Annotated in this window: 22 protein-coding genes and 1 pseudogene; 16 read left to right on the forward strand and 7 right to left on the reverse strand. The window is 68.7% G+C overall.

What is annotated here, in order from left to right:
* Positions 1 to 214 (forward strand): annotated as a pseudogene (locus BST28_RS24380) (PE family protein); the annotation flags it as partial.
* Between the two features lie 91 nt (positions 215 to 305).
* Here the strand turns inward: BST28_RS24380 and BST28_RS12580 are convergent.
* Complete coding sequence (locus BST28_RS12580; RefSeq protein WP_065287751.1) at positions 306 to 1,997, reverse strand: DEAD/DEAH box helicase; 1,692 nt, start codon at positions 1,995 to 1,997, stop codon at positions 306 to 308.
* A 55-nt stretch (positions 1,998 to 2,052) separates the two neighbouring features.
* Between BST28_RS12580 and BST28_RS12585 the strand changes: the two genes are divergently transcribed.
* Positions 2,053 to 2,754 carry a M24 family metallopeptidase gene (locus BST28_RS12585; RefSeq protein ID WP_019734722.1) on the forward strand — a complete coding sequence of 234 codons (702 nt, stop codon included), beginning with the start codon at positions 2,053 to 2,055 and terminating at the stop codon, positions 2,752 to 2,754.
* An 11-nt stretch (positions 2,755 to 2,765) separates the two neighbouring features.
* Here the strand turns inward: BST28_RS12585 and BST28_RS12590 are convergent, their stop codons facing one another.
* On the reverse strand, positions 2,766 to 3,674 hold the full coding sequence (locus tag BST28_RS12590) for an SDR family NAD(P)-dependent oxidoreductase (RefSeq protein WP_019734723.1): 909 nt from the start codon (positions 3,672 to 3,674) through the stop codon (positions 2,766 to 2,768).
* Positions 3,675 to 3,773: 99 nt separating this feature from the next.
* Between BST28_RS12590 and BST28_RS12595 the strand changes: the two genes are divergently transcribed.
* The 3 genes from BST28_RS12595 to BST28_RS12605 all read left to right on the forward strand — a co-directional run bounded on the left by BST28_RS12595 (position 3,774) and on the right by BST28_RS12605 (position 7,738).
* Positions 3,774 to 4,340, forward strand: a complete 567-nt coding sequence (locus tag BST28_RS12595) for a TetR/AcrR family transcriptional regulator (RefSeq protein ID WP_019734724.1) — start codon at positions 3,774 to 3,776, stop codon at positions 4,338 to 4,340.
* A 325-nt stretch (positions 4,341 to 4,665) separates the two neighbouring features.
* The gene (gene groL / locus BST28_RS12600; RefSeq protein ID WP_019736893.1) at positions 4,666 to 6,291 is read left to right on the forward strand and encodes a chaperonin GroEL; all 1,626 of its coding nucleotides are present in this window, start codon (positions 4,666 to 4,668) and stop codon (positions 6,289 to 6,291) included.
* 130 nt (positions 6,292 to 6,421) lie between these two features.
* Entirely contained in the window at positions 6,422 to 7,738 is a 1,317-nt protein-coding gene (locus tag BST28_RS12605) for a bifunctional adenosylcobinamide kinase/adenosylcobinamide-phosphate guanylyltransferase (protein WP_019736892.1), read from the forward strand.
* Here the strand turns inward: BST28_RS12605 and BST28_RS12610 are convergent.
* Together BST28_RS12610 and BST28_RS12615 are read right to left on the reverse strand one after the other, a co-directional pair.
* Positions 7,719 to 8,120 (reverse strand): pyridoxamine 5'-phosphate oxidase family protein, encoded by a 402-nt coding sequence (locus BST28_RS12610; protein ID WP_019736891.1) that lies wholly within the window; start codon positions 8,118 to 8,120, stop codon positions 7,719 to 7,721. The genes BST28_RS12605 and BST28_RS12610 overlap by 20 nt on opposite strands.
* Positions 8,121 to 8,145: 25 nt before the next feature.
* Entirely contained in the window at positions 8,146 to 8,532 is a 387-nt protein-coding gene (locus BST28_RS12615; protein WP_019736890.1) for a hypothetical protein, read from the reverse strand.
* Positions 8,533 to 8,592: 60 nt separating this feature from the next.
* On the opposite strand from BST28_RS12615, the gene BST28_RS12620 reads away from it, so the two are divergent.
* Entirely contained in the window at positions 8,593 to 9,609 is a 1,017-nt protein-coding gene (locus tag BST28_RS12620) for an aldo/keto reductase family protein (RefSeq protein WP_019736889.1), read from the forward strand.
* Here BST28_RS12620 and BST28_RS12625 read toward each other — a convergent pair.
* Entirely contained in the window at positions 9,606 to 10,418 is an 813-nt protein-coding gene (locus tag BST28_RS12625; RefSeq protein ID WP_019736888.1) for a class I SAM-dependent methyltransferase, read from the reverse strand. The two genes, BST28_RS12620 and BST28_RS12625, sit on opposite strands and share 4 nt — an antisense overlap.
* 30 nt (positions 10,419 to 10,448) lie before the next feature.
* Positions 10,449 to 12,185 carry an N-acyl-D-amino-acid deacylase family protein gene (locus BST28_RS12630; RefSeq protein WP_019736887.1) on the reverse strand — a complete coding sequence of 579 codons (1,737 nt, stop codon included), beginning with the start codon at positions 12,183 to 12,185 and terminating at the stop codon, positions 10,449 to 10,451.
* A gap of 158 nt (positions 12,186 to 12,343) precedes the next feature.
* Between BST28_RS12630 and BST28_RS12635 the strand changes: the two genes are divergently transcribed.
* The 4 genes from BST28_RS12635 to BST28_RS12650 all read left to right on the forward strand — a co-directional run bounded on the left by BST28_RS12635 (position 12,344) and on the right by BST28_RS12650 (position 16,506).
* On the forward strand, positions 12,344 to 13,516 hold the full coding sequence (locus BST28_RS12635) for an MSMEG_1130 family ribosome hibernation factor (RefSeq protein WP_019736886.1): 1,173 nt from the start codon (positions 12,344 to 12,346) through the stop codon (positions 13,514 to 13,516).
* Positions 13,517 to 13,563: 47 nt separating this feature from the next.
* Positions 13,564 to 14,079, forward strand: coding sequence for a mycothiol transferase (locus tag BST28_RS12640; protein WP_109510868.1), 516 nt, complete (start codon positions 13,564 to 13,566; stop codon positions 14,077 to 14,079).
* Positions 14,080 to 14,152: 73 nt separating this feature from the next.
* Entirely contained in the window at positions 14,153 to 15,676 is a 1,524-nt protein-coding gene (locus BST28_RS12645) for an aldehyde dehydrogenase family protein (protein WP_019736884.1), read from the forward strand.
* Positions 15,676 to 16,506, forward strand: coding sequence for a hypothetical protein (locus tag BST28_RS12650; RefSeq protein WP_065287747.1), 831 nt, complete (start codon positions 15,676 to 15,678; stop codon positions 16,504 to 16,506). Before BST28_RS12645 ends, BST28_RS12650 begins: the two co-directional genes overlap by 1 nt.
* A gap of 3 nt (positions 16,507 to 16,509) precedes the next feature.
* On the opposite strand, the gene BST28_RS12655 is transcribed toward BST28_RS12650, so the two are convergent.
* Positions 16,510 to 18,540 carry a prolyl oligopeptidase family serine peptidase gene (locus BST28_RS12655; RefSeq protein WP_065287746.1) on the reverse strand — a complete coding sequence of 677 codons (2,031 nt, stop codon included), beginning with the start codon at positions 18,538 to 18,540 and terminating at the stop codon, positions 16,510 to 16,512.
* Between the two features lie 57 nt (positions 18,541 to 18,597).
* On the opposite strand from BST28_RS12655, the gene exaC reads away from it, so the two are divergent.
* The 6 genes from exaC (at position 18,598) to BST28_RS12685 (ending at position 24,100) form a co-directional block, all read left to right on the forward strand.
* The gene (exaC, locus tag BST28_RS12660) at positions 18,598 to 20,121 is read left to right on the forward strand and encodes an acetaldehyde dehydrogenase ExaC (protein ID WP_019736881.1); all 1,524 of its coding nucleotides are present in this window, start codon (positions 18,598 to 18,600) and stop codon (positions 20,119 to 20,121) included.
* Positions 20,121 to 20,528 carry a DUF779 domain-containing protein gene (locus tag BST28_RS12665; protein ID WP_019736880.1) on the forward strand — a complete coding sequence of 136 codons (408 nt, stop codon included), beginning with the start codon at positions 20,121 to 20,123 and terminating at the stop codon, positions 20,526 to 20,528. The genes exaC and BST28_RS12665 overlap by 1 nt, the downstream gene beginning before the upstream one ends.
* Before the next feature lie 29 nt (positions 20,529 to 20,557).
* A complete protein-coding gene (locus BST28_RS12670) occupies positions 20,558 to 20,836 on the forward strand; it encodes a putative holin (RefSeq protein WP_019736879.1) in 279 nt (92 codons plus the stop codon).
* Positions 20,829 to 21,368, forward strand: a complete 540-nt coding sequence (locus BST28_RS12675) for a hypothetical protein (RefSeq protein WP_065287745.1) — start codon at positions 20,829 to 20,831, stop codon at positions 21,366 to 21,368. The genes BST28_RS12670 and BST28_RS12675 overlap by 8 nt, the downstream gene beginning before the upstream one ends.
* 33 nt (positions 21,369 to 21,401) lie before the next feature.
* Complete coding sequence (lpdA, locus tag BST28_RS12680) at positions 21,402 to 22,802, forward strand: dihydrolipoyl dehydrogenase (RefSeq protein WP_065287744.1); 1,401 nt, start codon at positions 21,402 to 21,404, stop codon at positions 22,800 to 22,802.
* A gap of 122 nt (positions 22,803 to 22,924) precedes the next feature.
* On the forward strand, positions 22,925 to 24,100 hold the full coding sequence (locus BST28_RS12685; protein WP_019736876.1) for an NAD(P)/FAD-dependent oxidoreductase: 1,176 nt from the start codon (positions 22,925 to 22,927) through the stop codon (positions 24,098 to 24,100).
* The last annotated feature ends 10 nt before the right edge of the window (positions 24,101 to 24,110 follow it).

A 24,110-nucleotide genomic window follows, 5' to 3' on the forward strand; every position in this document is an offset into this window, starting at 1 on the left:
GGCGGCCGCGGGGGGGGCCCGGGGGGGGGGGGGGGCCCGGGCGGGCCCCGCCGGGACCGGCGCAGCGGGCGGTGACGGCGGGTCCGGCGGGGCCGCCGGTCAGGTCGCTGCGGGCAACACCATCATCGACGGCTCCGACGGAGCCGACGGCACGGCCGGTGTGAGCGGCACTGATGGCAACGCCGGTCAAGGCGGCACCGCCGGTCAGCCCTGATCCTTGGTGAACCGTCGCCGAGCGTGTACCTGCTGCGAGATCTCCCCCGAGTTTCCGCAGTGAGTACACGCTCGGCGAAGCGGCATGACCGCTACAGCTGCCGGATGGCCTCGATCCGGGCCCGCAGCTGATCCGACGTGGCCGCCGCCACCGGTGGGCCACCGCAGATCCGGCGCAACTCGTTGTGGATCCAGCCGTGCGGTTTGCCGAGCCGGTGATGCGCCGCCGACACCAGCGCGTTGAGTTCGTGACGTAGCGCCCGCAACTGTCCGTGGGTGGTCACCGGTACCGGAACCCCGCCGTCGTTGACCGCTTTGGACCGTCGGACCAGCTGCTCTTCCTGCCTGCGCCGCAACAGGTCCCGCATCTGGTCGGGGTCCAGCAGACCGGGGATGCCCAGATAGTCGGCCTCCTCCTCGCTGCCGGCCGGGGTGGCCGTCCCGAACGACGCACCGTCGAAGATCACCTGGTCCAGCTCGGCGTCGGCGCCCAGCGACTCGAAGGTGTTCTCCAGTTCGGACGGTTCGTCGCGCCGGCGCTCGGCCTCGGCGAACTCGTCGCGTTCGGACTCCCGGTGCGGCTTGCCCAGCACATGGTTGCGCTGCGCCTCAAGCTCACTGGCCAACTGCAGCAGCGACGGCACCGAGGGCAGGAAGATGCTGGCGGTCTCGCCCGGCCGCCGCGACCGCACGAACCGGCCGATCGCCTGCGCGAAGAACAGCGGGGTGGACGCGCTGGTCGCGTAGACGCCCACCGCCAGCCGTGGCACGTCGACACCTTCGGAAACCATCCGCACCGCCACCAGCCAGCGACTGGTCGCCGCGGAGAACTGCGCGATCTTCTGCGAGGCGGTCGGGTCATCGGAGAGCACCACCGTCGGGGCCTCGCCGGTGAGCGTGGTCAGCAGCTTGGCGTAGGCGCGGGCGGTCTTCTGATCCGAGGCGATCACCATGCCGCCGGCGTCGGCCATGCCGCCATCGCGCAGCTGGCGCAGCCGAGTGTCCGCGGCGGTGATCACCGCCGGCATCCATTGCCCGGCCGGATCCAACGCCGTGCGCCAGGCCCGCGCGGTGTGCTCGGCGGTCAGCGGCTCGCCGAGCCGGGCCGCGTACTCCTCACCGGCGCTGTCACGCCAGCGGGCCTCCCCCGAATAGGCCATGAACACCACCGGGCGCACCACGCCGTCGGCCAGCGCCTCGGGGTAGCCGTAGCTGTCGTCGGCCACCGAACGCAACGCGCCGCTGCCGTCGGGCTCATAGTTGACGAACGGAATGGGACTGTCGTCGCTGCGAAAGGGGGTGCCGGTCAGCGCCAGCCGGCGAGTGGCGTCGGAGAACGCCTCGCGGATGCCGTCGCCCCAGCTTTTGGCGTCCCCGCCGTGATGGATCTCGTCGAAGATCACCAGGGTTTTCGCGGCCTCGGTGCGCACCCGGTGCCGGGTCGGGTGGCTGGCGACCTGCGCGTAGGTGACGACGACGCCGTGGTATTCCGCACTGGTCTGGGCGTCGGAGTTGGAAAACCGCGGATCCAGGGCGACGCCGTGTTCGGCGGCCGCCGACGCCCACTGCACCTTCAGGTGTTCGGTGGGCACCACGATCGTGATGCGCTCGACGGTGCGGTCGGCCAGCAACTCGGCGACGATGCGCAGCGCAAACGTCGTCTTGCCGGCGCCGGGGGTGGCCACCATCAGAAAATCGCGCGGCTTGGCGGTCAGATACCGCACCAGAGCCCGCCGTTGCCAGCCCCGCAAAGCCCGGGTGCTGGGCGCTGCGTCAGCCCGCACCCGGTCTCCTATCTGATCGAGAGGCAGTCTAGGGCAAGCGGATAGCATCGCTTGCGTGTCCACCCCGGGGGAGCCGGAATCCATCCGCGTTGAGCGGCTACTCGACGCGCAGACCAAAGCCGCCGCGCTGTTCGACGAGATCGAGCGCCGCGGCATGATCCGCCCCGGTGTCGGCGAGCAGCAGCTCTCCGATGAGATCGCCGACCTGGCCGCCGAACGGTTCGGGGTGACGCGGCACTGGCATCGCCGGGTGGTGCGCGCCGGGGAGAACACCCTGCATCCGTTTCACGCCCACCCGCCGGATCGGATCATGACCGACGACGACATCGCCTACCTCGATCTGGGCCCGATCTTCGCCGAGTGGGAGGCCGACTTCGGTCGCACCTTCGTGCTCGGTGACGACCCGGACAAGCTGGCGCTGCGCGACGCCCTGCCCGGGGTGTGGAGCGCGGGTCGCGCGTTCTTCGAGGCTCACGCCGAGATCACCGGCGCGCAGCTGTTCGAACACGTCGTCGGCCTGGCCCAGGACGCGGGTTTCGAGTTCGGCGCTCCCATCGCCGGGCACCTCCTCGGGGAGTTTCCGCACAAGAAGATCTCCGGAGACGACGCCCGGTTCTACGTCGCACCCGGATCCGACGAGCCGATGCGCCGCACCGACCGCACCGGCCGGGTCTGCCACTGGATCCTCGAGGTGCACCTGGTCGACCGGGCCCGCCGGTTCGGCGGTTTCTACGAGGAACTGCTCGACGTGGGGTGAGCCGGGTTCGGCTATACCGGAAAGACCACCCCGGTCAGCTCCTCGGAGACGGTCCACAGCCGCTTCTGCGCGTCGACATCGTGGGACTTGCGGCTGGACTTCACCACGGTGGGGTAGCCGCGTCCCTGCGCGAAGCCGTCCGGCCCGAAGTACTGGCCGCCGAGCGCCTGCGGGTCGCTGGCGGCGCGTAGTGACGGCAGCGCGCCCATGTCCGCACCCTGGAAGAGCGGTTTGATCAACGGGTAGGCGGCCGCAGCCCACCGCGGCAGGTGGCGCATCAGGTCGGTGTTGGAGCCGCCGGGGTGCGCGGCGGTGGCGATCGTGGTCGCGTGCGGAGCCAGCCGGCGCTGCAACTCGTAGGTGAACATCAGGTTGGCGAGCTTGGACTGCCCGTAGGCCTCGACCCGGTTGTAGCGGCGCTGCCACTGCAGGTCGTCGAAGTGGATGTCGGCGCGGATGCGGTGACCGACGCTGCTGACGGTCACGACCCGGGAGCCGGCGACCGGCAGCAGCCGGTCCAGCAGCAGTCCGGTCAGGGCGAAGTGGCCCAGATGGTTGGTGCCGAACTGCAGCTCGAAGCCGTCCTTGGTCGTCGCCTTCGGCGGGTACATCACCCCGGCGTTGTTGATCAACAGGTCGATGCGGTCGTGATCGGCGCGCAACTGCGCCGCGGCGGAGCGGATCGAGTCCAGCGAGGTCAGGTCGAGCTCCTGCAGCGTCACGTCGGCGCCGGGGCTGCGGCGACGGATGAGGGACTCGGCGTCCTTGCCCTTCTCGAGATTGCGCACGGCGAGCACCACCCGGGCGCCCTGCGCGGCGAGTGCGGCGGCTGTCTCGAAGCCCAGACCGGTGTTGGCTCCGGTGATGACCGCGACCCGCCCGGTCTGGTCGGGGATGTCCGCGGTTGTCCATTTGGCCATGGGGAACTCCTGAGCTGTAGGGTAAACGGGGCTAGCGCTCCGGTTTTTGCAACTATACGGAACGATCGCCCCGCTTTGTCAACCGATAGGGATGCACAGGTGACTGAGTCCAGCCGGCCACTGCGCGCCGACGCGGTGCGCAACCGTGCGCGCGTGCTGGACGTCGCCTATGAAACCTTTGCGGCCGAAGGCTTGTCGGTGCCGATCGATGAGATAGCCCGACGCGCCGGAGTCGGCGCCGGGACCATCTACCGGCACTTCCCGACCAAGGACGCGCTGTTCCGGGCGGTCCTCAAAGACCGCATGCAACGCGTCGTCGACGACGGGTACGCCCTGCTGGAATCCGACGAACCGGGGGTGGCGCTCTTCACCTTCCTGCGCTCGATCGTCCTGCAGTGGGGTGCGACGGATCGGGGCCTGGCCGAAGCACTGGCCGGCGTCGGCATCGACATCGCCCAGGCCGCACCGGAGTCCGAGGACGCCTTCCTGGCGGTGCTCGGTGAGCTGCTGGGCGCCGCGCAGCGGGCGGGCATCGCGCGAGGCGACCTCGGTGTCGGCGACGTGAAGGCGATCCTGGTCGGGTGCCAGGCGATGCAGTCCTACAACGCCGCGTCGGCCGAGCGCGTGATCGACGTCGTCATCGACGGTTTGCGCGCGCCGCAATAAGGCGCGCTTCGCTCCGCGCATCATCGCCGGACGAGCCCGACGGTCCGGCTCCTCAGCTCGTCGCTTCGCTCCGCGCATCGTCGCCGGACGAGCCCGACGGTCCGGCTCCTCAGCTCGTCGCTTCGCTCCGCGCATCGTCGCCGGACGACCTTGCACTCTCCATGGGCGAGTGCTAAGAATGACGTTGGCACTCGCGACCGGCGAGTGCTAGGTCGGGACGGTGAGGTACGGGGCCGCACCTGCGGAGCACACCCACAGCCGTCCGTCGCGGGCACTGACCCGACCGACAAGACGTGCACCCCCTAACCGGAGGAATCACTTCGCAATGGCTAAGCAAATTGCGTATGACGAAGAGGCCCGTCGCGGCCTCGAGCGGGGACTGAACGCCCTCGCCGACGCGGTCAAGGTGACGCTGGGCCCCAAGGGCCGCAACGTCGTCCTGGAGAAGAAGTGGGGCGCCCCCACGATCACCAACGATGGTGTGTCCATCGCCAAGGAGATCGAGCTGGAGGACCCCTACGAGAAGATCGGCGCCGAGCTGGTCAAGGAGGTCGCCAAGAAGACCGACGACGTCGCCGGTGACGGCACCACCACGGCCACCGTGCTGGCCCAGGCCCTGGTCAAGGAAGGCCTGCGCAACGTGGCCGCCGGCGCCAACCCGCTGGCCCTCAAGCGCGGCATCGAGAAGGCCGTCGAGAAGGTCTCCGAGACCCTGCTGAAGGACGCCAAGGAGGTCGAGACCAAGGAGCAGATCGCGGCCACCGCCGGGATCTCCGCGGGCGACCAGTCCATCGGTGACCTGATCGCCGAGGCGATGGACAAGGTGGGCAACGAGGGTGTCATCACCGTCGAGGAGTCCAACACCTTCGGCCTGCAGCTGGAGCTCACCGAGGGTATGCGCTTCGACAAGGGCTACATCTCGGGTTACTTCGTCACCGACGCCGACCGTCAGGAAGCGGTCCTGGAGGACCCCTACATCCTGCTGGTCAGCTCCAAGGTGTCGACGGTCAAGGACCTGCTTCCGCTGCTGGAGAAGGTCATCCAGGGCGGCAAGCCGCTGCTGATCATCGCCGAGGACGTCGAGGGCGAGGCGCTGAGCACCCTGGTCGTCAACAAGATCCGCGGCACCTTCAAGTCCGTCGCCGTCAAGGCTCCGGGCTTCGGTGACCGTCGCAAGGCGATGCTGCAGGACATGGCGATCCTCACCGGTGGCCAGGTCATCAGCGAAGAGGTCGGCCTGTCGCTGGAGACCGCCGACATCTCGCTGCTGGGCAAGGCTCGCAAGGTCGTGGTGACCAAGGACGAGACCACCATCGTCGAGGGCGCTGGTGACTCGGAGGCCATCGCCGGCCGGGTGTCGCAGATCCGCGCCGAGATCGAGAACAGCGACTCCGACTACGACCGCGAGAAGCTGCAGGAGCGCCTGGCCAAGCTGGCCGGCGGCGTCGCGGTCATCAAGGCCGGGGCTGCCACCGAGGTGGAGCTCAAGGAGCGCAAGCACCGTATCGAGGACGCGGTCCGCAACGCCAAGGCCGCCGTCGAGGAGGGCATCGTCGCCGGTGGTGGCGTGACCCTGCTGCAGGTCGCGCCGTCGCTGGACGAGCTGAAGCTCGAGGGTGACGAGGCGACCGGCGCCAACATCGTCAAGGTGGCGCTGGAGGCCCCGCTGAAGCAGATCGCCTTCAACGCCGGCCTCGAGCCCGGCGTGGTGGCCGAGAAGGTCCGTAACTCGGCCGCCGGAACCGGCCTCAACGCCGCCACCGGCGAGTACGAGGACCTGCTCAAGGCCGGCGTCGCCGACCCGGTGAAGGTGACCCGCTCGGCGCTGCAGAACGCAGCCTCGATCGCGGCGCTGTTCCTGACCACCGAGGCCGTTGTCGCCGACAAGCCGGAGAAGGCGGCCGCACCCGCGGGCGACCCGACCGGTGGCATGGGCGGCATGGACTTCTAAGTCTGGTTGCACGACAAGGCCCGGTCTGCTTCGGCAGACCGGGCCTTCGTCGTTTACGTTGACTCTGCGCGTAGGGCGGGAAAGTGCGAGTGGGGTGCGCCCTGGACGCAGAGTCAACGAGGATGGGTGCATGGAGATCCTGCTGCTGGGCACCGGCAGCGCCGACGGCTGGCCGAACCCGTTCTGCCGGTGCGTCTCCTGCCGATCGGCGACCGAGGTTCGCGGGCAGACCGCCGCGCTGGTCGACGGCGTGCTGTTGCTGGACTGCGGCCCGGAGGCGCCGCGGGCCGCCGCGCGCTTCGGACGGTCGCTGGCGTCGGTGCGCCACATCCTGTTCACCCACGGCCACTGGGACCACGTCGGGCCGGCCGCCATGCTGATGCGGCACTGGACCGGGACCGGCGAGCCCCTGGATGTGGTCGGCCCGCCGAGCGCTCTAAATCAGTGCCGGGACTGGGTGGGCCCGGACGACCCGGTCCGGTTCGTCGAGGTGAGCCCGGGCGACGACGTGCGCGTGGGTGACTACCGGGTCCGGGTGCTCGCCGCCGCGCATGGCGCCGACATCGGCGGTGACGCGGTGCTCTACGATCTGGAATCCGTTGGCGGCCGGATCTTCTGGGCCACCGACACCGGCCCGCTGCCCGAGGCTACGCACGCCGCGGTCGCCGGCGCCGGCTTCGACGCGGTGTTCCTGGAGGAGACGTTCGGGATGCATACCGGCCACGGCACCGAACACCACGACCTCCCCGCTTTCGCGGCGACCGTGGATGAGTTGCGCCACTCCGGCGCCGTCGTGGCCGCCACCGACGTCGTCGCCGTCCATCTGAGCCATCACAACCCGCCGGAACCGGAACTGACTGCGGTATTGGCTGATTCGGATGCCCGGCCGGGGCGCGACGGTGAGATCCTGGGCGCGGTGCCGATCCGTTCGCTGATTCTCGGCGGCGCCCGCTCAGGCAAGTCCGCGCACGCCGAAGCGCTGCTGGCCGGGCAGGTAGCGGTCACCTACCTGGCCACCGGCGGAACGCGCGAGGGCGATCCGGAATGGGCCGAACGGATACGGCTGCACCGGAGCCGACGCCCGCACACCTGGCGCACGGTGGAGACCGTCGACATCGCCGATACGCTGCTCACCGCCGAAACCCCGCTGCTGCTGGACTGTTTGGGAACCTGGCTCACCGCTCGCATGGACCTGCACCGGGTTTGGGACGACGGCGGCCTCGACGGCGTGCACGCCGATATCGACGAACTGGTTTCGGCGTGGCGGGCCTGCCCGGTGCGGGCGGTGGCGGTAAGCAACGAGGTCGGCAGCGGAGTGGTGCCGCCCGCCGAATCCGGGCGGTTGTTCCGCGACCTGCTCGGCGTGCTGAACGCACGGATCGCCGCGGAGTCCGACGAGGTCGTGCTGATGGTGGCCGGGCGACCGCTCAAGCTTCCTGCGCAGTGACCTTCAAGTCGACACAGTCGCTGTAGCAAGGGGTTTCGCCCGGCGACTCCGGGGTGGCGACCCGGATCAGCACCGCGCGACTGGGGGAGATCTTCAGGCTGGCCAGCTCACCGGCATCAGACACCTCGGCGGTGCCGTCGACGATGACGGTGTAGCCACCCGGGACCGGCGGCGGCCACATCACCGTGACATCGCTGCTGCGAGCCAGGTTCGCCCGGCTGCGCCGCCCACCGAGCGCGCCGATGTGCACGATGTCGCCGTTGAGCGTCGGCATCACCGGTACCGGGTGCGGCCGGTTCTCGGCGTCGACGGTGATCAGGTAGGCGTAGTCGTAGCCCACGAGTTTCGCTGCGAGGCGGTCGAAATCCACGTTGGAAGCCATGCGACCAGCCTAACGTCGCCGGCTGTCAATTCGCCTTGAGCTGCACGCAGTCGTGCACGGTGCCGACCGCCCGCTTGGTGCCCTCGGCGAACACCGGCCGGTGCAGCAGGGCCTTGGTCGGCCTGACCAGCACCGGGGCTCCCGGATCATCGGGAAGCTCGGCCTGGCCGTCGACGAACAGGGAGTACTCGCCGACCTCGCGGGCGGGCCAGACCAGGGTGACACCGGCGCGGGCCGCGATGTTCTCCCGGCCGTGGGCGCCGACGGGTCCGACGTCCACCCGGGCGCCGTCGAAGACCGGGGTGATCGCGGTGGTGCGAATGCGGTAGTCGTCACCGACGGTCACCAGGTAGGCGAAGTCGTAGCCGGGCAACAGCTCGGCCAGCCGGGCGAGGTCGACGGAGGTGGTCATGGTGTCGAGGATAGTGATCAGGTAGCAGACACCAGAGGAAACCTGGGCCAAGATGAACCCATGGAATTCCGCTACCTGGGCAACTCCGGCCTGCAGATCTCAGAGATCACCTACGGCAACTGGCTCACCCACGGATCGCAGGTCGAGAACGACGTCGCGACCGCGTGTGTGCATGCCGCGCTCGATGCGGGCATCACTACCTTCGACACCGCCGATGTCTACGCCAACGGTGCCGCCGAGGAAGTGCTCGGCGCCGCGCTGCAGGGCCGGCGACGTTCTTCGGTGGAGATCTTCACCAAGGTCTACTGGCCGATAGGGCCGGCCCCGCTGGGCCGCAACGACACCGGGTTGTCCCGCAAGCACATCATGGAGGCCATCGACGGGTCGCTGCGCCGGCTGGGCACCGACTACGTCGACCTCTACCAGGCGCACCGCTATGACTCCTTCACCCCGCTGGAGGAGACCATGCAGGCCTTCGCCGACATCGTCCGGGCGGGCAAGGCGCTCTACATCGGGGTCAGTGAATGGACCGCCGAACAGATCCGCCAGGCCCACGGGCTGGCCCGCCAGCTGGGCATATCGCTGATCTCCAGCCAGCCGCAGTATTCGATGCTGTGGCGGGTGATCGAGCCGGAGGTGGTCCCCACCTGCCAAGAACTGGGCCTGGGCCAGATCGTGTGGTCGCCGATGGCCCAGGGCGTGTTGTCCGGCAAGTACCTGCCGGGTCAGCCGCCGCCGGCCGGCTCGCGCGCCACCGACGAAAAAGGTGGGGCGAACTTCATCAAACGGTTCATGACCGACGAGGTGTTGACCCGGGTCCAGCAGTTGGCGCCGATCGCCGCGGAGCTCGAGCTGACCACGGCGCAGCTGGCGATCGCGTGGGTGCTGCAGAACGACAATGTGGCCGCCGCTCTGGTCGGCGCCTCGCGTCCGGAGCAGGTCACCGAGAACGTCAAGGCCTCCGGCGTGCGCATCCCCGCTGAGCTGCTGGCCCGCATCGACGAGGTGCTGGGCGACGCGGTGACCCGCGATGCCGACGTGGTGGCCCGCTCCACCCCGGAAAAACGCTTGATCTAGGCCCGGCACAGGATCTGGCTGTGCGGAATCATCAACCAGCCGTCGGGGTTCTCGGCCCAGCTCCGCCAAGCCTGCGAAATCGCCTGCAGTGTGGCCTGATCGGCGGCGCCACTGTCGAGCAGCTGCTCGGCGATGGCGGACTGCAGGATCCGATCGGCCCACATGCCGCCCCAGTGTTCCCGCTCGGCGGGGGTGCCGTAACACGTCGCGCTGGCCGTCGGGGTGACGTCGGTGAATCCGGCCGCATGCGCCCAGGCCAGCAGATGCCGGCCCGCGTCGGGCTCACCGCCGTTGGCTCGCGCTGCATCGCGGTAGAGCCGCAGCCAGTCGTCCAGCTCCGCCGAGGCCGGATACCAGGTGAACGCCGCGTAGTCGCTGTCGCGGGCGGCCACCACGCCACCGGGTTTGCAAACCCGGCGCATCTCGCTCAGCGCGGTCACCGGGTCGGCGACATGCTGGAGCACCTGATGGGCGTGCACCACGTCAAAACTGTTGTCGGGGAACTGCAATGCGTGCACATCGGCGACCACGAAATCGATGTTGTGCTGCCCTCGCTCACGTGCGCAGTCGCGGGCCAGATCAAGTGCCGCGGGGACGGGCTCGATGGCCGTCACCGTCCCCGGCGCAACCAGGGCGGCTAGATCCACCGTGATGGTTCCCGGCCCGCAGCCGACGTCCAGCAGCTGCAGGCCCGGCGTCAGGGCCGGCAACAGATACGCCGCGGAGTTCTGCGCTGTGCGGGAGCGGTGGGCGCGCAGCACCGATTCGTGGTGGCCGTGGGTGTATTTGGGCTCTGCAGGCTCAGTCACACCGGAAACGGTACGCCGGCAAGTTGACATTCAGGACGGCGCGGGTTGCCGGCCGCGCACCAGCCTGCCCGGCCGGGCCGCGGTGGGTTTGCCGTTCTCCGCGATGATCTCGCCGGAGACGATCGTCGCCACGTAGCCGTCGGCGCTCTGATCGAGCCGGCGCCCGCCGGCGGGCAGGTCATAGTTGACCACCGGCTTGTGCAGCCGCAGCCGCTCGTGATCGATGACGTTGAGATCCGCCTTGTAGCCCACCGCGATCCGGCCCCGGTCGTCGAGTCCGGCGGTCCGGGCCGGTGTCGACGTCAGTTCGCGGACCGCCTCGGCGACGCTGAGCCGGCCCGACGCGCGATCACGGGCCCAGTGCGTCAGCACATAGGTGGGAAAGCTTGAGTCGCAGATCATTCCGTAGTGGGCGCCGCCGTCGCCCAGGCCCAGCACCACGTCATCGCGACGCATCAGGTCCCCGACGGTGTCCAGCGAGTTCTCCCGGAAGTTGGCCAGTGCGTCCAGCAGGATCGCGTGCCCGTCGTCATCGAGCAGCCGGTCGTATGCCTCCTCGACCGGGGAGACGCCACGCGCCTCGGCGCGTGCCGCAATGCTCTTCGACGGATCCGGCTCATAGTCGGCGTCATCGCCGAGCGGGTACGTCCACTGCCAGGACTGGGCCAGGTACGCGATGGGGTTGGTCGGGACAATGCTGGCATGGTCGGCCAAAATCCGCTGCCGCACCTCGGGTTTGCGCATTTCAGCGACCCGCTCCGCGAGCGGCAGGTCGGCGATCTGCCGATAGCTCGGGTACAGCACGAAGGGGTTGATGCTCAGGTCCAACCCGACCATGAGCCCGATCGGGCGGGGGAACACCTGAGCGGTGATCGCGGCGCCGGAGCTGTTCGCCTTCTCCACCATGGTAATCGCGTCGTGCCACAGCGGCTCGCCGGCATTGCCGATCAGCAGGGTGAACGTGACCGGCAGGCCCGCATCGGTAGCCGCGTCGAAAACCTGCTGCAGCACAGGCTGATACGCGCCGTCGGGGAGGTCGGGGACGAACTGGATCAGCCCTCCGCCGCCGTCGGCGATACCGCGGCCGATCTCGAGGATCTCGGTGTAGGCGGCGCCGTAGCTGGGAATCCGGGCCCCGGCCCTGGTGCGGTGAGTGGTCAGCCGTGACGATGAAAATCCCAGCGCCCCAGCTTCGGCGGCCTCGCGGGCCAGCTCCCGCATCCGCGCCAGATCCGCGGGCGTGGCCGGCTCGCGGTCGACACCGCGTTGCCCCATCACGTAGACCCGCAGCGGCGAATGCGGCAGGAACGCTGCGACGTCGATGTCCCGCTGCCGCGCGTCGACGGCATCCATGAACTCCGGGAAGGTCTCCCATGTCCACGGCAGGCCATCGGTCATCACCACTCCGGGGATGTCTTCGACGCCGGCCATCAGGTCGACCAGCACCTCATGGTCGGCGGTTCGACACGGCGCGAAACCCACCCCGCAGTTGCCCATCAACACCGTCGTCACCCCGTGCGCCGACGAGGGATTGAGGCGATCCGACCAGATCGACTGCCCGTCGTAGTGGGTGTGAAGGTCGACGAAACCGGGGGTGACCAGCAGCCCCGCCGCGTCGATCACATGCTGGGCTGCGGTGGCCCCCGCGTCGTCCACCCGGCCGACCTCGGCGATGACGCCCTCGCGAACCGCGACATCGCCGACGAAAGGCTGGCCACCCAGCCCATCGATGACCGTGCCGTTGCGGACCACGAGGTCGTAGGTCATCTAGAAAATCTACGCCCGGGTACGCATCGGATGCCAGGATGATTTCGGTGATCGCCGGTGGCCACCAATTGCAGCGGCTCTACGGTCCGCGGGCGTGGCTATAGTTGGTGGCTGAAGCGCAACCACGGAGCCTGATACGGGATCGGAGGCGCGAACCGATGGTAGCCCTCGAGCGGTTCGACTCCGACGGTGTCCGGGAGCTGATCGGCCGGACGGACCAACTCGGTGTGCTGACGGTGTGTCTCAACGCGGATCCGAGCGGGGACCCGAACCTGCAAGCCGCCTCGATCGATTTGAAGAACCGTTTCCGGGAACTGCAGCAACGGGTCGCCTCGGAGAATGAGCACGGCGGCGAGACCGTCGCCGCGCTGGAACGACTCTGGCCGCGGGTGGCACAACTCGCCGATCCTGCGGCCGGTGGCCGAAGCCGAATTCTGTTCGCCGGACTGGAAGATGACTGGGAGCTACAACTTCAGAGCGCGTTGCCGATAGCCAGCCGAGTGGTGTTGGACGAGCGCCCGTTCATTCATCCGCTGCTGGAGCTGCTCGATGAAGGCCGGCCGGCGGGGGTGGTCCTGGTCTCCGCCGAGGACGCCCGGCTCCTGGAATGGCGGGTCGGGTCGCTACAGCTGCTGAGCCGCATCGAGCAGCAGTATGTCGAGGCGCCGCACGAGCGCGCCGGGCAGATCGGTGGCGGCCCGCAGGGCCAGTTCCACACGCCCGTGCAAGAGCAGCGTCAGTCGCGCGAGCATGATCGGGCACACCGATTTCTGGACCAGGTGACGACGGTGGCCGCCGGGCTGGCCGCTGAGCGCGGATGGGAACGAATCCTGGTCAGCGGCGGGGACCGCTGGACTGAACGGGCCGTCGAGAAGTTTCCGCAAGCGCTCAGCGACCGGATCTTCGCCGACGCTCGGGTTCTCAGCGGGCTCGATCCCGGCGCGCTGCAGGCCGCGGTGACCGAGTGGGCGCATGAGCAGCACGCCGCGCGGGAAAGACGGCTGCTGGACAGTGTTTGCGACGGCGCCGGCTCCGGTCACCGGGTGGCTCTGGGCGTGTCGGAGGTGGCCGCGGCGTTGAATGCCGGGCGAGTCGCGCACCTGGTATATGACCCGGAGGTCCGCTACACCGGGACGGTGGGCGCGAACGGGTCGCTGTACGCCGGCGACGAGGTCGGGCCGGACGGGCGCCCGGGGACGCCGGATTCCCGGTTGACCGAGAGGCTGGTCGAGCGGGCATTCACCACCGGAGCCCGGATCAGTCCCATCGAGGGCGCAGCCGACGGGCGGCTGCGCGATGCCGCGGGAATCGCCGCACTGCTGCGCTGGTAAACGGACTTTCGGAAGGAATGGACGATGAATCCGACGAGATCGATGACGTGCCGATGAGCGACGCCGCGTTGCAGGACCTGCTTCGAGACGCGTTCACCCGGTTGATCGAGCATGCCGACGAAGTCACCGGCGGGCTCACCGAGGAAGTGGCCGACTATCGGCCGACCCCGCAAGCCAACAGCATCGCCTGGCTCCTTTGGCACAGTGCCCGGGTGCAGGACATCCAGATCGCCCAGGTTGCCGGTGTCGAGCAGGTGTGGACCCGCGACGGGTGGGTGGACCGGTTCGGCCTGGACCTGCCACGCGACGACAGCGGCTACGGCCACAGCCCGGCCGAAGTCGCCAAGGTGCACGCCCCGGCGCAACTACTGGCCGACTACTACCGCGCCGTGCATCAGCTGACCCTGGACTATCTGGCCGGTGTCACCGCGGCCGAACTGGGCCGCGTGGTCGACACCCACTGGAATCCGCCGGTGACAGCGGGGGTGCGGTTGGTCAGCATCATCGACGATTGCGCGCAGCATCTCGGTCAGGCCGCCTACCTCAGGGGCTTGCAGGAATAAGCCGCCGGGGACGAACTTGACACCTGTCGAGGGCGGATGCGACCGGGGTCACAATCGGTACTAGCATGGCGCCATGACCATCACAACGCCCGCTGCCACCACCCTGCTCGGAACCGACACCGTGCTGAACCCCGCCACCGGGGAGGCCGCCGGTGAGGTCCGCTGGACCGATCCGTCCGAGGTCGAAGCTATCGCCACCGCCCTGCGCACCGCACAGCGCGAATGGGAGGCCCGCGGCGCCAAGGGCCGGGCCAAGGTGCTGGCACGGTACGCGGTGTGGCTCGGCGAGCACCGGGACGAGATCGAGAAGGTGCTGATCGCCGAGACCGGCAAGTCCCGCACCGACGCCGCTCAAGAGGTGCCGTTGCTGATCATGATCCTGTCCTACGTGATCAAGGTGATGGACAAGGCGATGACCCCGGAGACCCGGCCGGCGTCGCTGCCGATGATGGCGATCAAGAAGGTCGCCGTGCACTACCGGCCGCGGCCGGTGGTCGGCGTGATCGCGCCGTGGAACTACCCGGTGGCCAACGCGTTGATGGACGCGATCGGTGCCTTGGCGGCCGGCTGTGCGGTGCTGCTCAAGCCCTCCGAGCAGACCCCGCTCACCGCCGAACTGTTGCGTGACGGTTGGCAGCAGGCCGGCGGACCCGACGTGTTCGCGGTGGTTCAGGGTGCGCGCGAGGTGGCCGAAGCGGTGATCGACAGCTCGGACTACGTGCAGTTCACCGGGTCGACGGCCACCGGGCGCAAGGTCGCCGAGCGCGCCGCCCGCCGGCTGGTGCCCTACAGCCTCGAATTGGGCGGCAAAGATCCGATGATCGTGTGCGAGGACGCCGACATCGACCTGGCCGCACACGCCGCCGTGTGGGGGGCGATGTTCAACGCCGGACAGACATGCGTCTCGGTCGAGCGGGTCTATGTGCTCGAACCCGTCTACGACAAGTTCGTCGCCGCGGTGGTCCGCGATGTGCAGGCGCTGCAGATGGGCGCCGGCGAGGGCACCCACTTCGGGGCGCTGATCAGCGACCAGCAACTCGCCGTCACCGAACGCCACGTCAAAGAGGCGCTGGCCGCCGGAGCGCGTGCGCTCACCGGTGGGGAACGCGCACCCGGCAAGGGCAGCTTCTACCCGCCCACCGTGCTCGTCGACGTCGACCATTCGATGGCCTGCATGACCGAGGAGACCTTCGGCCCGACCCTGCCGATCATGAAGGTCGCCAGCGTCGACGAGGCGATCCGGCTCTCCAATGACAGCCCCTACGGACTGAGTGCCTCGGTGTTCTCCCGTGACATCTCACGAGCTAAAGATATTGCGGTCCAACTGGACTGCGGTGCGGTAAACATCAACGACGTGATCTCGAACCTGATGTGCACAACGGCGCCGATGGGCGGCTGGAAGACATCGGGTATCGGTGCGCGCTTCGGCGGCGTCGACGGCATTCGCAAGTTCTGCCGGCAGGAGGCCGTCGTGGCGCCGCGCACGAACGTCGGCGCGGGTGGCAATTACTACCACAATTCGCTCAAGACACTGGCCCGGATGAACGGACTGATGACCCGGATGGCGCTGGCGCGGCCACGACGCACGGCGAAGTAGTGCGCTTCTTCACGGCGGCGCTGTTCTGGTTGCTGGCCACCGTGATGCTGGCGGTGACGCTGCCGACGGCGTGGGCGCAGAGCAACCTGATCGACGGCGACGGCTACGCCCGGCTGGCCCGGCGGGCCGCTGCCCAACCTGCCCTGCAGGACGCGGTCGCCGCCGAGCTCACCGCCCAGGCGGTGCGACTGATCCGTGCGCAGGGTTTCCCCATCAACCCGTCCCCGGTGCGGGAGGCCGCCGCCGAATACACCTCCGGGCCGTCGTTTCCCGCCCAGTTCGTCCAGCTGAACTCCGACGGGCACGACTGGCTGCTCAGCGGCGCCGACACCGGCCCGTGGGAGATCGACGTGGTACCGATGTTGCGGGACAAGGCGTTTGCCCCGCTGCTCTCTGACTACAACATCACGCTACCGGCCTCGATGAGCATCCCGCTGACGCCGACGTCCACCGAGGTGGCGCGTCCCGGCCAATTGCATCGCCTCGCGGTGTGGGGGCCGTGGCTGAGCCTGGTGCTGGTCGCCCTGACCGGTTTGTGCGCGGCGTTGACGCTGGCCGCGGCACGTCATCGCGGACGGGCGTTGGCCAGCCTCGGGGTGTCGGGGCTGCTGGTGGGCGCGGCGGGCTGGTCGGGAATCGAGGTGGCGCGGCGCTACCTGAATCACGTACTCAACCAGGCGACCGGCGATATCCGCCGGATCGCCGAAGCGGTGGCCGATGTGGCCGAAGCCAGCCTGCACCAGTGGCTCAACCTGGTCCTGGCCGGCGGCGGGGTGCTGGTGCTGGTCGGGGTGGCCGTCGCGCTGGCGGGCGGGTTGCGCAAGGTCTGACGGTCAGCGCTGATCGCCCAGCATCCGCCAAAGAAATGAGAAACTCAGCGCGGATTTGAACGCCGCCTGCGCGTTGTCGGCGGCCCCGCCGTGGCCGCCCTCGATGTTCTCGTAGTACCAGACCCGGTGTCCGGCGTCCTGCAGTGCCGCGGTCATCTTGCGGGCATGCCCGGGGTGCACCCGGTCGTCGCGGGTCGAGGTGGTGATCAACACCGGAGGGTAGGTCGCCTCCGCCGAAATGTTCTGGTACGGCGAGTATTCCCTGATGAATTCCCAGTCGTCGGGGTTGTCGGGATCTCCGTACTCGGCCACCCACGACGCGCCGGCCAACAGCAGGTGGTAGCGGCGCATGTCCAACAGCGGCACCTGACACACCAGCGCGCCGAACAACTGCGGGTAGGAGGTGAGCATGATGCCCATCAACAGCCCACCGTTACTGCCGCCCACCGCGCCGAGCTGCGCCACCGTGGTGATCCCGCGGTCCACCAGATCGGTTGCCACCGCGGCGAAGTCCTCGGCCACCAGGTGCCGGCCCGCGCGCATCGCCTGGGTGTGCCAACCCGGCCCGTACTCGCCGCCGCCGCGGATGTTGGCCAGCACGTATGTGCCGCCGCGCGCGAGCCAGAGCCGACCCAGCACCCCGTCGTAGCCGGGGGTGCGGGCCACCTCGAATCCGCCGTAGCCGCCCAACAGTGTCGGGCCGGCAGCAGCGTCCGGCCGCACCACGAAATAGGGGATCGCGGTGCCGTCTTTCGAGGTCGCGAAGTGTTGGGTGACGGTCACGTCTTCGGCGTCGAAAAAGGCGGGCGCGGACTTGATCTCGGTGAGCTCACCGTCGACCGGACCGTGCAGCAGCCGCGACGGGTGGGCGAATCCGCTGGAGTCCAGGAAGATTTCGTCGCCGGTGTCGTCGGCGGCCGCGATCACGGTGTTGGTGTTGGCCGGTACCTCGGTGACCGGGCGCCGCTGCCAGCTACCGGGGGTGGACACCTCCACCCGGCTGGCCACGTCGCGCAGGGTGACCAGGATCAGCCGGTCGCGGGTCCATGCGTAATGGTGCAGTGCCGTGTGCGCGTCGGGTTCGAAGACAACGCCCAATGTGGCTGTGCCGGCCAGGAATTCATCGTAGTCGGCGGCCAACAGGGAACCCGCCCCGTAGGACGCCGTGCCGGTGTCCCAATCGGTGCGCAGCTCGATCAGGATCCACTGCCGGTGCATGGACACCGTCGCATCGGTGGGCGCGTCGATCCGGATCAACTCGCCTTCGCGCAGCTCGTAGACCTCGTCGTTGAAGAAGTCGACGGCCCGCGAGACCAGGGTGCGTTCGAAACCGGGGGTGCGGTCGCGTCCGGCGCTCACCACCACATCGGTCGCCGCGCCGGCGAACACCGTCTCGGCGTCGGCGAGCGGCCGGCCCCGCCGCCACCGCTTGACGATCCGCGGATACCCCGAGTCGGTCAGCGAGTCGGGCCCGAAGTCCGTGCCCACCAGCACCGTGTCCTCGTCCTCCCAGCTGATCCGGGTCTTGGCCTCCGGGAGCTGGAATCCGTCGGCAGATGGGGGGACGAATTCCCTAGTGGCCATATCGAATTCGCGTACCACCACGGCGTCCGAGCCGCCCCGCGACAGCGACACCAGTGCCCGGGTGAGCTCCGGCTCGATCACGTTGGCGCCGGCCCACACCCAGTTCTCGCCGTCGGCGCGGCCCAGCTCGTCGACATCGATGATGACGTCCCATTCGGGGGCGGCGCTGCGATAGCTGTCCAGGGTGGTGCGCCGCCACAACCCGCGCGGGTTCTCGGCGTCGCGCCAGAAGTTGTAGAGGAACTCGCCGCGCCGGCGCACGTAGGGGATGCGGGCGTCGGTGTCGAGCACCTCGAGGGCGGCGGTGCGCATCGCCTCGAAATCCGCCCCGGCGAACTCCTCGACGGTCGGGGCGTTGTGGGCGCGAACCCAGTCCAGGGCGTCGTCGCCGGTGACGTCCTCGAGCCAGAGGTACTTGTCGTCCAGCGCGTCACCAGCCATGGGAGCCATTCTGGCAACGGCGGTAATGTGATGTGTACAACACCGTCGAAACTAGGGGCTACACCGATGACCGTTTTCGCCCGCCCGGGTTCTCCCACCGCACTGATGAGCTACGAGTCGCGCTACGGGAACTTCATCGGAGGCCAGTGGGTGGCCCCGGCCGGCGGTGAGTACTTCGAGGACATCACGCCGGTCACCGGCCAGCCGTTCTGCGAGATCCCGCGCTCCACGGCGGCCGATATCGACAAGGCGCTGGATGCCGCGCACGCCGCGGCCCCGGCCTGGGGCAAGACGTCGCCGGCCCAGCGCGCGGAGGTGCTCAACAACATCGCCGACCGCATCGACGAGCACACCCAGCAGCTGGCGGTCGCCGAGGTGTGGGACAACGGCAAGCCGATCCGGGAGGCGCTGGCTGCCGACATCCCGCTGGCCGCGGATCATTTCCGCTACTTCGCGGCGGCGATCCGCACCCAGGAGGGCGCCCTGAGCCAGCTCGACGACGACACCGTCGCCTACCACTTCCACGAGCCGCTGGGCGTGGTCGGCCAGATCATCCCCTGGAACTTCCCGCTTTTGATGGCGGCCTGGAAACTGGCGCCGGCGCTGGCCGCCGGCAATGCGGTGGTGCTCAAGCCCGCCGAGCAGACCCCGGCGTCGATCCTGTACCTGATGAGCCTGATCGGCGACCTGCTGCCGGCGGGAGTCGTCAACGTGGTCAACGGATTCGGGGTGGAGGCCGGCAAGCCGCTGGCATCGAGTAACCGGATCGCCAAGATCGGCTTCACCGGCGAGACCACCACCGGGCGGCTGATCATGCAGTACGCCAGCCAGAACATCATCCCGGTCACCCTGGAGCTGGGCGGCAAGAGTCCCAACATCTTCTTCTCCGACGTGCTGGCGGCCAATGACGACTTCCAGGACAAAGCGCTGGAGGGCTTCGCCGGGTTTGCGCTCAACCAGGGCGAAGTGTGCACCTGCCCGTCGCGGTCGCTGATCCAGGCCGACATCTACGACGAGTTTTTGGAGCTGGCCGCGATCCGCACCAAGGCGATCCGCCAGGGCGACCCGCTGGACCCGGCCACCATGATCGGCGCCCAGGCCTCCAACGACCAGCTCGAGAAGATCCTGTCCTACATCGAGATCGGTAAGGGTGAGGGCGCCAAGGTCATCACCGGCGGGGAGCGCGCCGAACTCGGGGGCGAGCTGTCCGGCGGCTACTACGTGCAGCCGACCATCTTCGGCGGGCACAACAAGATGCGGATCTTCCAGGAGGAGATCTTCGGCCCGGTGGTCTCGGTGACGTCGTTCACCGACTACGACGACGCCATCGGAATCGCCAACGACACCCTCTACGGGTTGGCCGCCGGGGTGTGGAGCCGCGACGGTAACACCGCCTACCGGGCCGGCCGCGACATCCAGGCCGGCCGGGTGTGGATCAACTGCTACCACGCCTACCCGGCGCACGCCGCGTTCGGCGGCTACAAGCAGTCCGGAATCGGCCGGGAGAACCACAAAATGGTGCTCGACCACTACCAGCAGACCAAGAACCTGCTGGTGTCCTACTCCCCGACGGCGACCGGCCTGTTCTGATGGACGCGCCGGCCAGGGTGCTGATCACCGACGCGGCGGCTGAACTGGTGGCGCGCTTGGTGGATCGGCACGGCCCGGTGATGTTTCACCAGTCCGGCGGCTGTTGCGACGGCTCGGCGCCGATGTGCTACCCCGACGGCGACTTCATCATCGGTGACCACGACGTGCTGCTCGGTGTGCTCGACGTCGATGGAGCCGGGCCGACGCCGGTGTGGATCTCCGGGCCGCAGTTCCAGGCGTGGAAACACACCCAGCTGATCATCGATGTGGTGCCGGGGCGCGGGGCCGGCTTCAGCCTGGAGGCGCCGGAGGGCATGCGGTTTTTGGCCCGCGGCCGGGCTTTCACCGACGACGAGAACGCGTTGCTGGACGAAGTCCCGGTGATCACCGGGTCGCTACCGCGCTGAGCGGGGCTGCCCTCGTAAAATCTGCTGGTGTGATTCCGCTGCCGCGCCCCTGGTTGTTGAGCAGCATCATGCTGGTCGGGATCGCGGTCGGTGTCCTGACCGGAATCGGGACGACGCTGCTGATCACCGCGCCGGTGCGCCCGGACGCCGCGATCGCACTGGTGCTCGGTGCGCCCAGCGTGGCGGGTCTGGTGCTGGTGTTCGTCTCCTCGCGCCGGTGGGTAACCGCAATGGGTGCGTTTCTGCTCGCGCTGGCGGTCGGCTGGTTCGGGGCGCTGGCGGCCGTTCAGGTGGTCTCGCATGTCTGAGACCACCGACACCGGGGCGCTGCCGATGACCGAGCCGCACTGGCCGCCGAGTTTCGAGACCGGTCCGCATCCGACCCCGCTGCCCGACCCGGATGACCAGGGTGAGCCCGAGCCGGAATCGAAGCCCGAACCGGAGCCGGTCCCGGCCGCCTCGACTGCGCCCGACAAGCCGGCCAAGCCGCCCAAGCCGCTGGTCGTGGAGGGGCAGTACCGATTCCTTAGGTGGTGGCAGCTGGCGCTGGTGCTGGTCGCCGTCTGGATCCCGGCGGCCGGGATCGGGCTGGGCTTGTTCTCCTGGTGGTTCTCGCTGGCCGACAAGACCCCGGCCGTCTTCGTCGTCGTGGTCTATGCGGTGGCGTGCACCGTCGCGGGGCTGATCGTGGCGATGGTCGGCGAGAAGCCGTTGCTGGCGGCGCTGGCCATCGCGCTGATGACGGCGGTGTTCGCCTCGGCGGCCGCCGCGGCGCCGCTGTACGGCCACCACTTCTGCCAGCATGTGAGCCGATGCGTGGGCGGTGTGCTCCCGTACTGAGGTCCCCGGTGACGTGACCGTTAGGGTGAACGGGTGACCCACTATGACGTCGTTGTCCTCGGAGCCGGCCCCGGTGGTTATGTCGCGGCCATTCGCGCCGCCCAGCTGGGCTTGAACACCGCCATCGTCGAGCCGAAGTATTGGGGCGGGGTCTGCCTCAACGTCGGCTGTATCCCGTCTAAAGCGTTGCTGCGCAATGCCGAGCTGGCACACATCTTCAACCGCGAGGCCGCCACCTTCGGGATCAGCGGGGAGGCCAGCTTCGACTACGGCGCGGCGTTCGACCGCAGTCGCAAGGTCGCCGACGGCCGGGTCGCCGGTGTGCACTTCTTGATGAAGAAGAACAAGATCACCGAGATCCACGGCTACGGCCGGTTCACCGATGCCCACACGCTGGCCGTCGAGCTCAATGAGGGCGGGACCGAGAACGTCAGCTTCGACAACGCGATCATCGCCACCGGGTCCAGCACCCGCCTGGTGCCGGGCACGTCGCTTTCGGCCAACGTGGTCACCTACGAGCAGCTGATCCTGAGCCGGGAGCTGCCGGGCTCGATCGTCATCGCCGGATGCGGGGCCATCGGCATAGAGTTCTCCTACATCTTGGCTAACTACGGCGTCGACGTCACGGTGGTGGAATTCCTGCCGAGGGCGCTGCCCAACGAGGACGTCGAGGTGTCCAAGGAGGTCGAGAAGCAGCTCAAGAAGCTGGGTATCAAGATCCGCACCGGCACCAAGGTCGAGTCCATCGTGGACAGCGGAGCCGGCGGGTCCGTCACCGTCACCGTCAGCAAGGACGGGCAGACTGAAGAGCTCAAAACCGACAAGGTGTTGCAGGCCATCGGCTTTGCGCCCAACGTCGACGGCTACGGTTTGGAGGCTGCCGGCGTGGCGCTGACCGACCGGCGCGCGATCGGTGTCGGGGAATACATGCAGACCTCGGTGCCGCACATCTACGCCATCGGTGACGTCACCGGTCTGCTGCAGCTGGCGCACGTCGCCGAGGCGCAGGGTGTGGTGGCCGCCGAGACCATCGGCGGTGCCGAGACGATGCCGCTGGGCGACTACCGGATGATGCCGCGCGCCACGTTCTGTCAGCCGCAGGTGGCCAGCTTCGGGCTGACCGAGGAGCAGGCCCGCGCCGAGGGCTACGACGTGAAGGTGGTCAAGTTCCCGTTCACCGCCAACGGCAAGGCGCACGGGGCGGGCGACCCGAGCGGGTTCGTGAAGCTGATCGCCGACACCCGCTACGGCGAGCTGATCGGCGGGCACCTGGTCGGCCACGACGTCTCCGAGCTGCTGCCGGAGCTCACACTGGCGCAGAAATGGGACCTGACCGCGAACGAGCTGGCCCGCAACGTGCACACCCACCCGACCATGTCCGAGGCGCTGCAGGAGTGCTTCCACGGCCTGACCGGACACATGATCAACTTCTGAATCAGACTTGCCGCCGATGCGCGCGTCGGCGGCGTTTCCCTTGCTACCGGCTGTCAAACCAGCCAAGCTTGCGGTCGTGGGGAGTTCAGAGCCGCGACAGGTGCACCGGAAGCCGAGGTCCGATGACCCGGCGGTATGACGTGGCGATAGCCGGGGGCGGGCCGGCGGGTTCGGCGGCTGCCTGGCAGGCGCTCCGGACCGGTGCCCGGGTGGTGGTGCTGGACAAGGCCGAGTTTCCGCGCGACAAACCCTGTGGGGACGGCTTGACTCCGCGTGCCACCGGTTACCTGCAGAGGATGGGTCTGGCCGACGAGATCGCCAAGTTCCACCGCATCAACCGGGCCAAGATCTTCAGCCCGAGTCAGTGGGAACTGACCTTGCCGCGCCGCGTCGGGATGCCCGACCACGGGCACGGTATCCGCCGTCGCGAGCTGGACACGATGTTGCTCGACAACGCCGCGGCCGCCGGCGCCGAGGTGCGCCAGGGCGCCGAAGTCGTCGGCCCCCTCGTCGACGACGACGGACGCGTCACCGGCGTGACCCTGAAGTCCGGCGAGAAGGTGCTGGCCGATGCGGTGATCGCCGCCGACGGCGCGTACTCGCCGGTCAAGCGCGGGCTCACACTGGACTCGCAATACAACGGCTACACGGCGATCGCGATCCGCGCCGAAATGCCGGCGAACCGCCCGGACTCCGACAGCCTCGACATCTATCTGAAGGTTCGGTTCCAGGGCGACCAACTGCCCGGGTACGGCTGGGTGTTCCCACTCGGCGGTGGCCAGGTCAACATCGGGGTGGGCTACGTCAACAGCTACAAGCACTGGCAGAAGATCAACTCCACCCAGTTCCTGGGCGAATTCATGGCCACCCTGCCCCGGGAATGGGAGCTGCCGTCGATCGCCGAGTTGCAGAAGTCGAAGGCCCTGCAGGGCTGGCGGCTGCCGATGGGTTTCACCGCCTGGCCGCCGTGGCGCCCGGGTGTGCTGTTCGCCGGTGATGCGCTGGGGGCGGCCCGGCCGGTGTCGGGCGCGGGCATTTCCAAGGCGTTGCAGTCCGGGATGGCGGCCGGTGAGTGCGCCATCGCCGCGTTGGCCAACGGCGGGCCCGACGATTTCAGCAACTACCAGCAAACCATCCAAGCGGCATGGGGCAAGGAGTACCGGCTCGGCCGGGTCTTCAACAAGCTGGCCGGCGTCCCGGCCCTCACCCGCACCGCGCTCACGTTGTTGGACAGTGTGAACCATCCCGGGTTTCGAGCACGACTGCTGTTGTGGGAGAAGACATTATCGGGACGGTAGCGAAGTGCGG

The organism is Mycolicibacter kumamotonensis (genome assembly GCF_002086285.1).
GTDB lineage: Bacteria > Actinomycetota > Actinomycetes > Mycobacteriales > Mycobacteriaceae > Mycobacterium > Mycobacterium kumamotonense.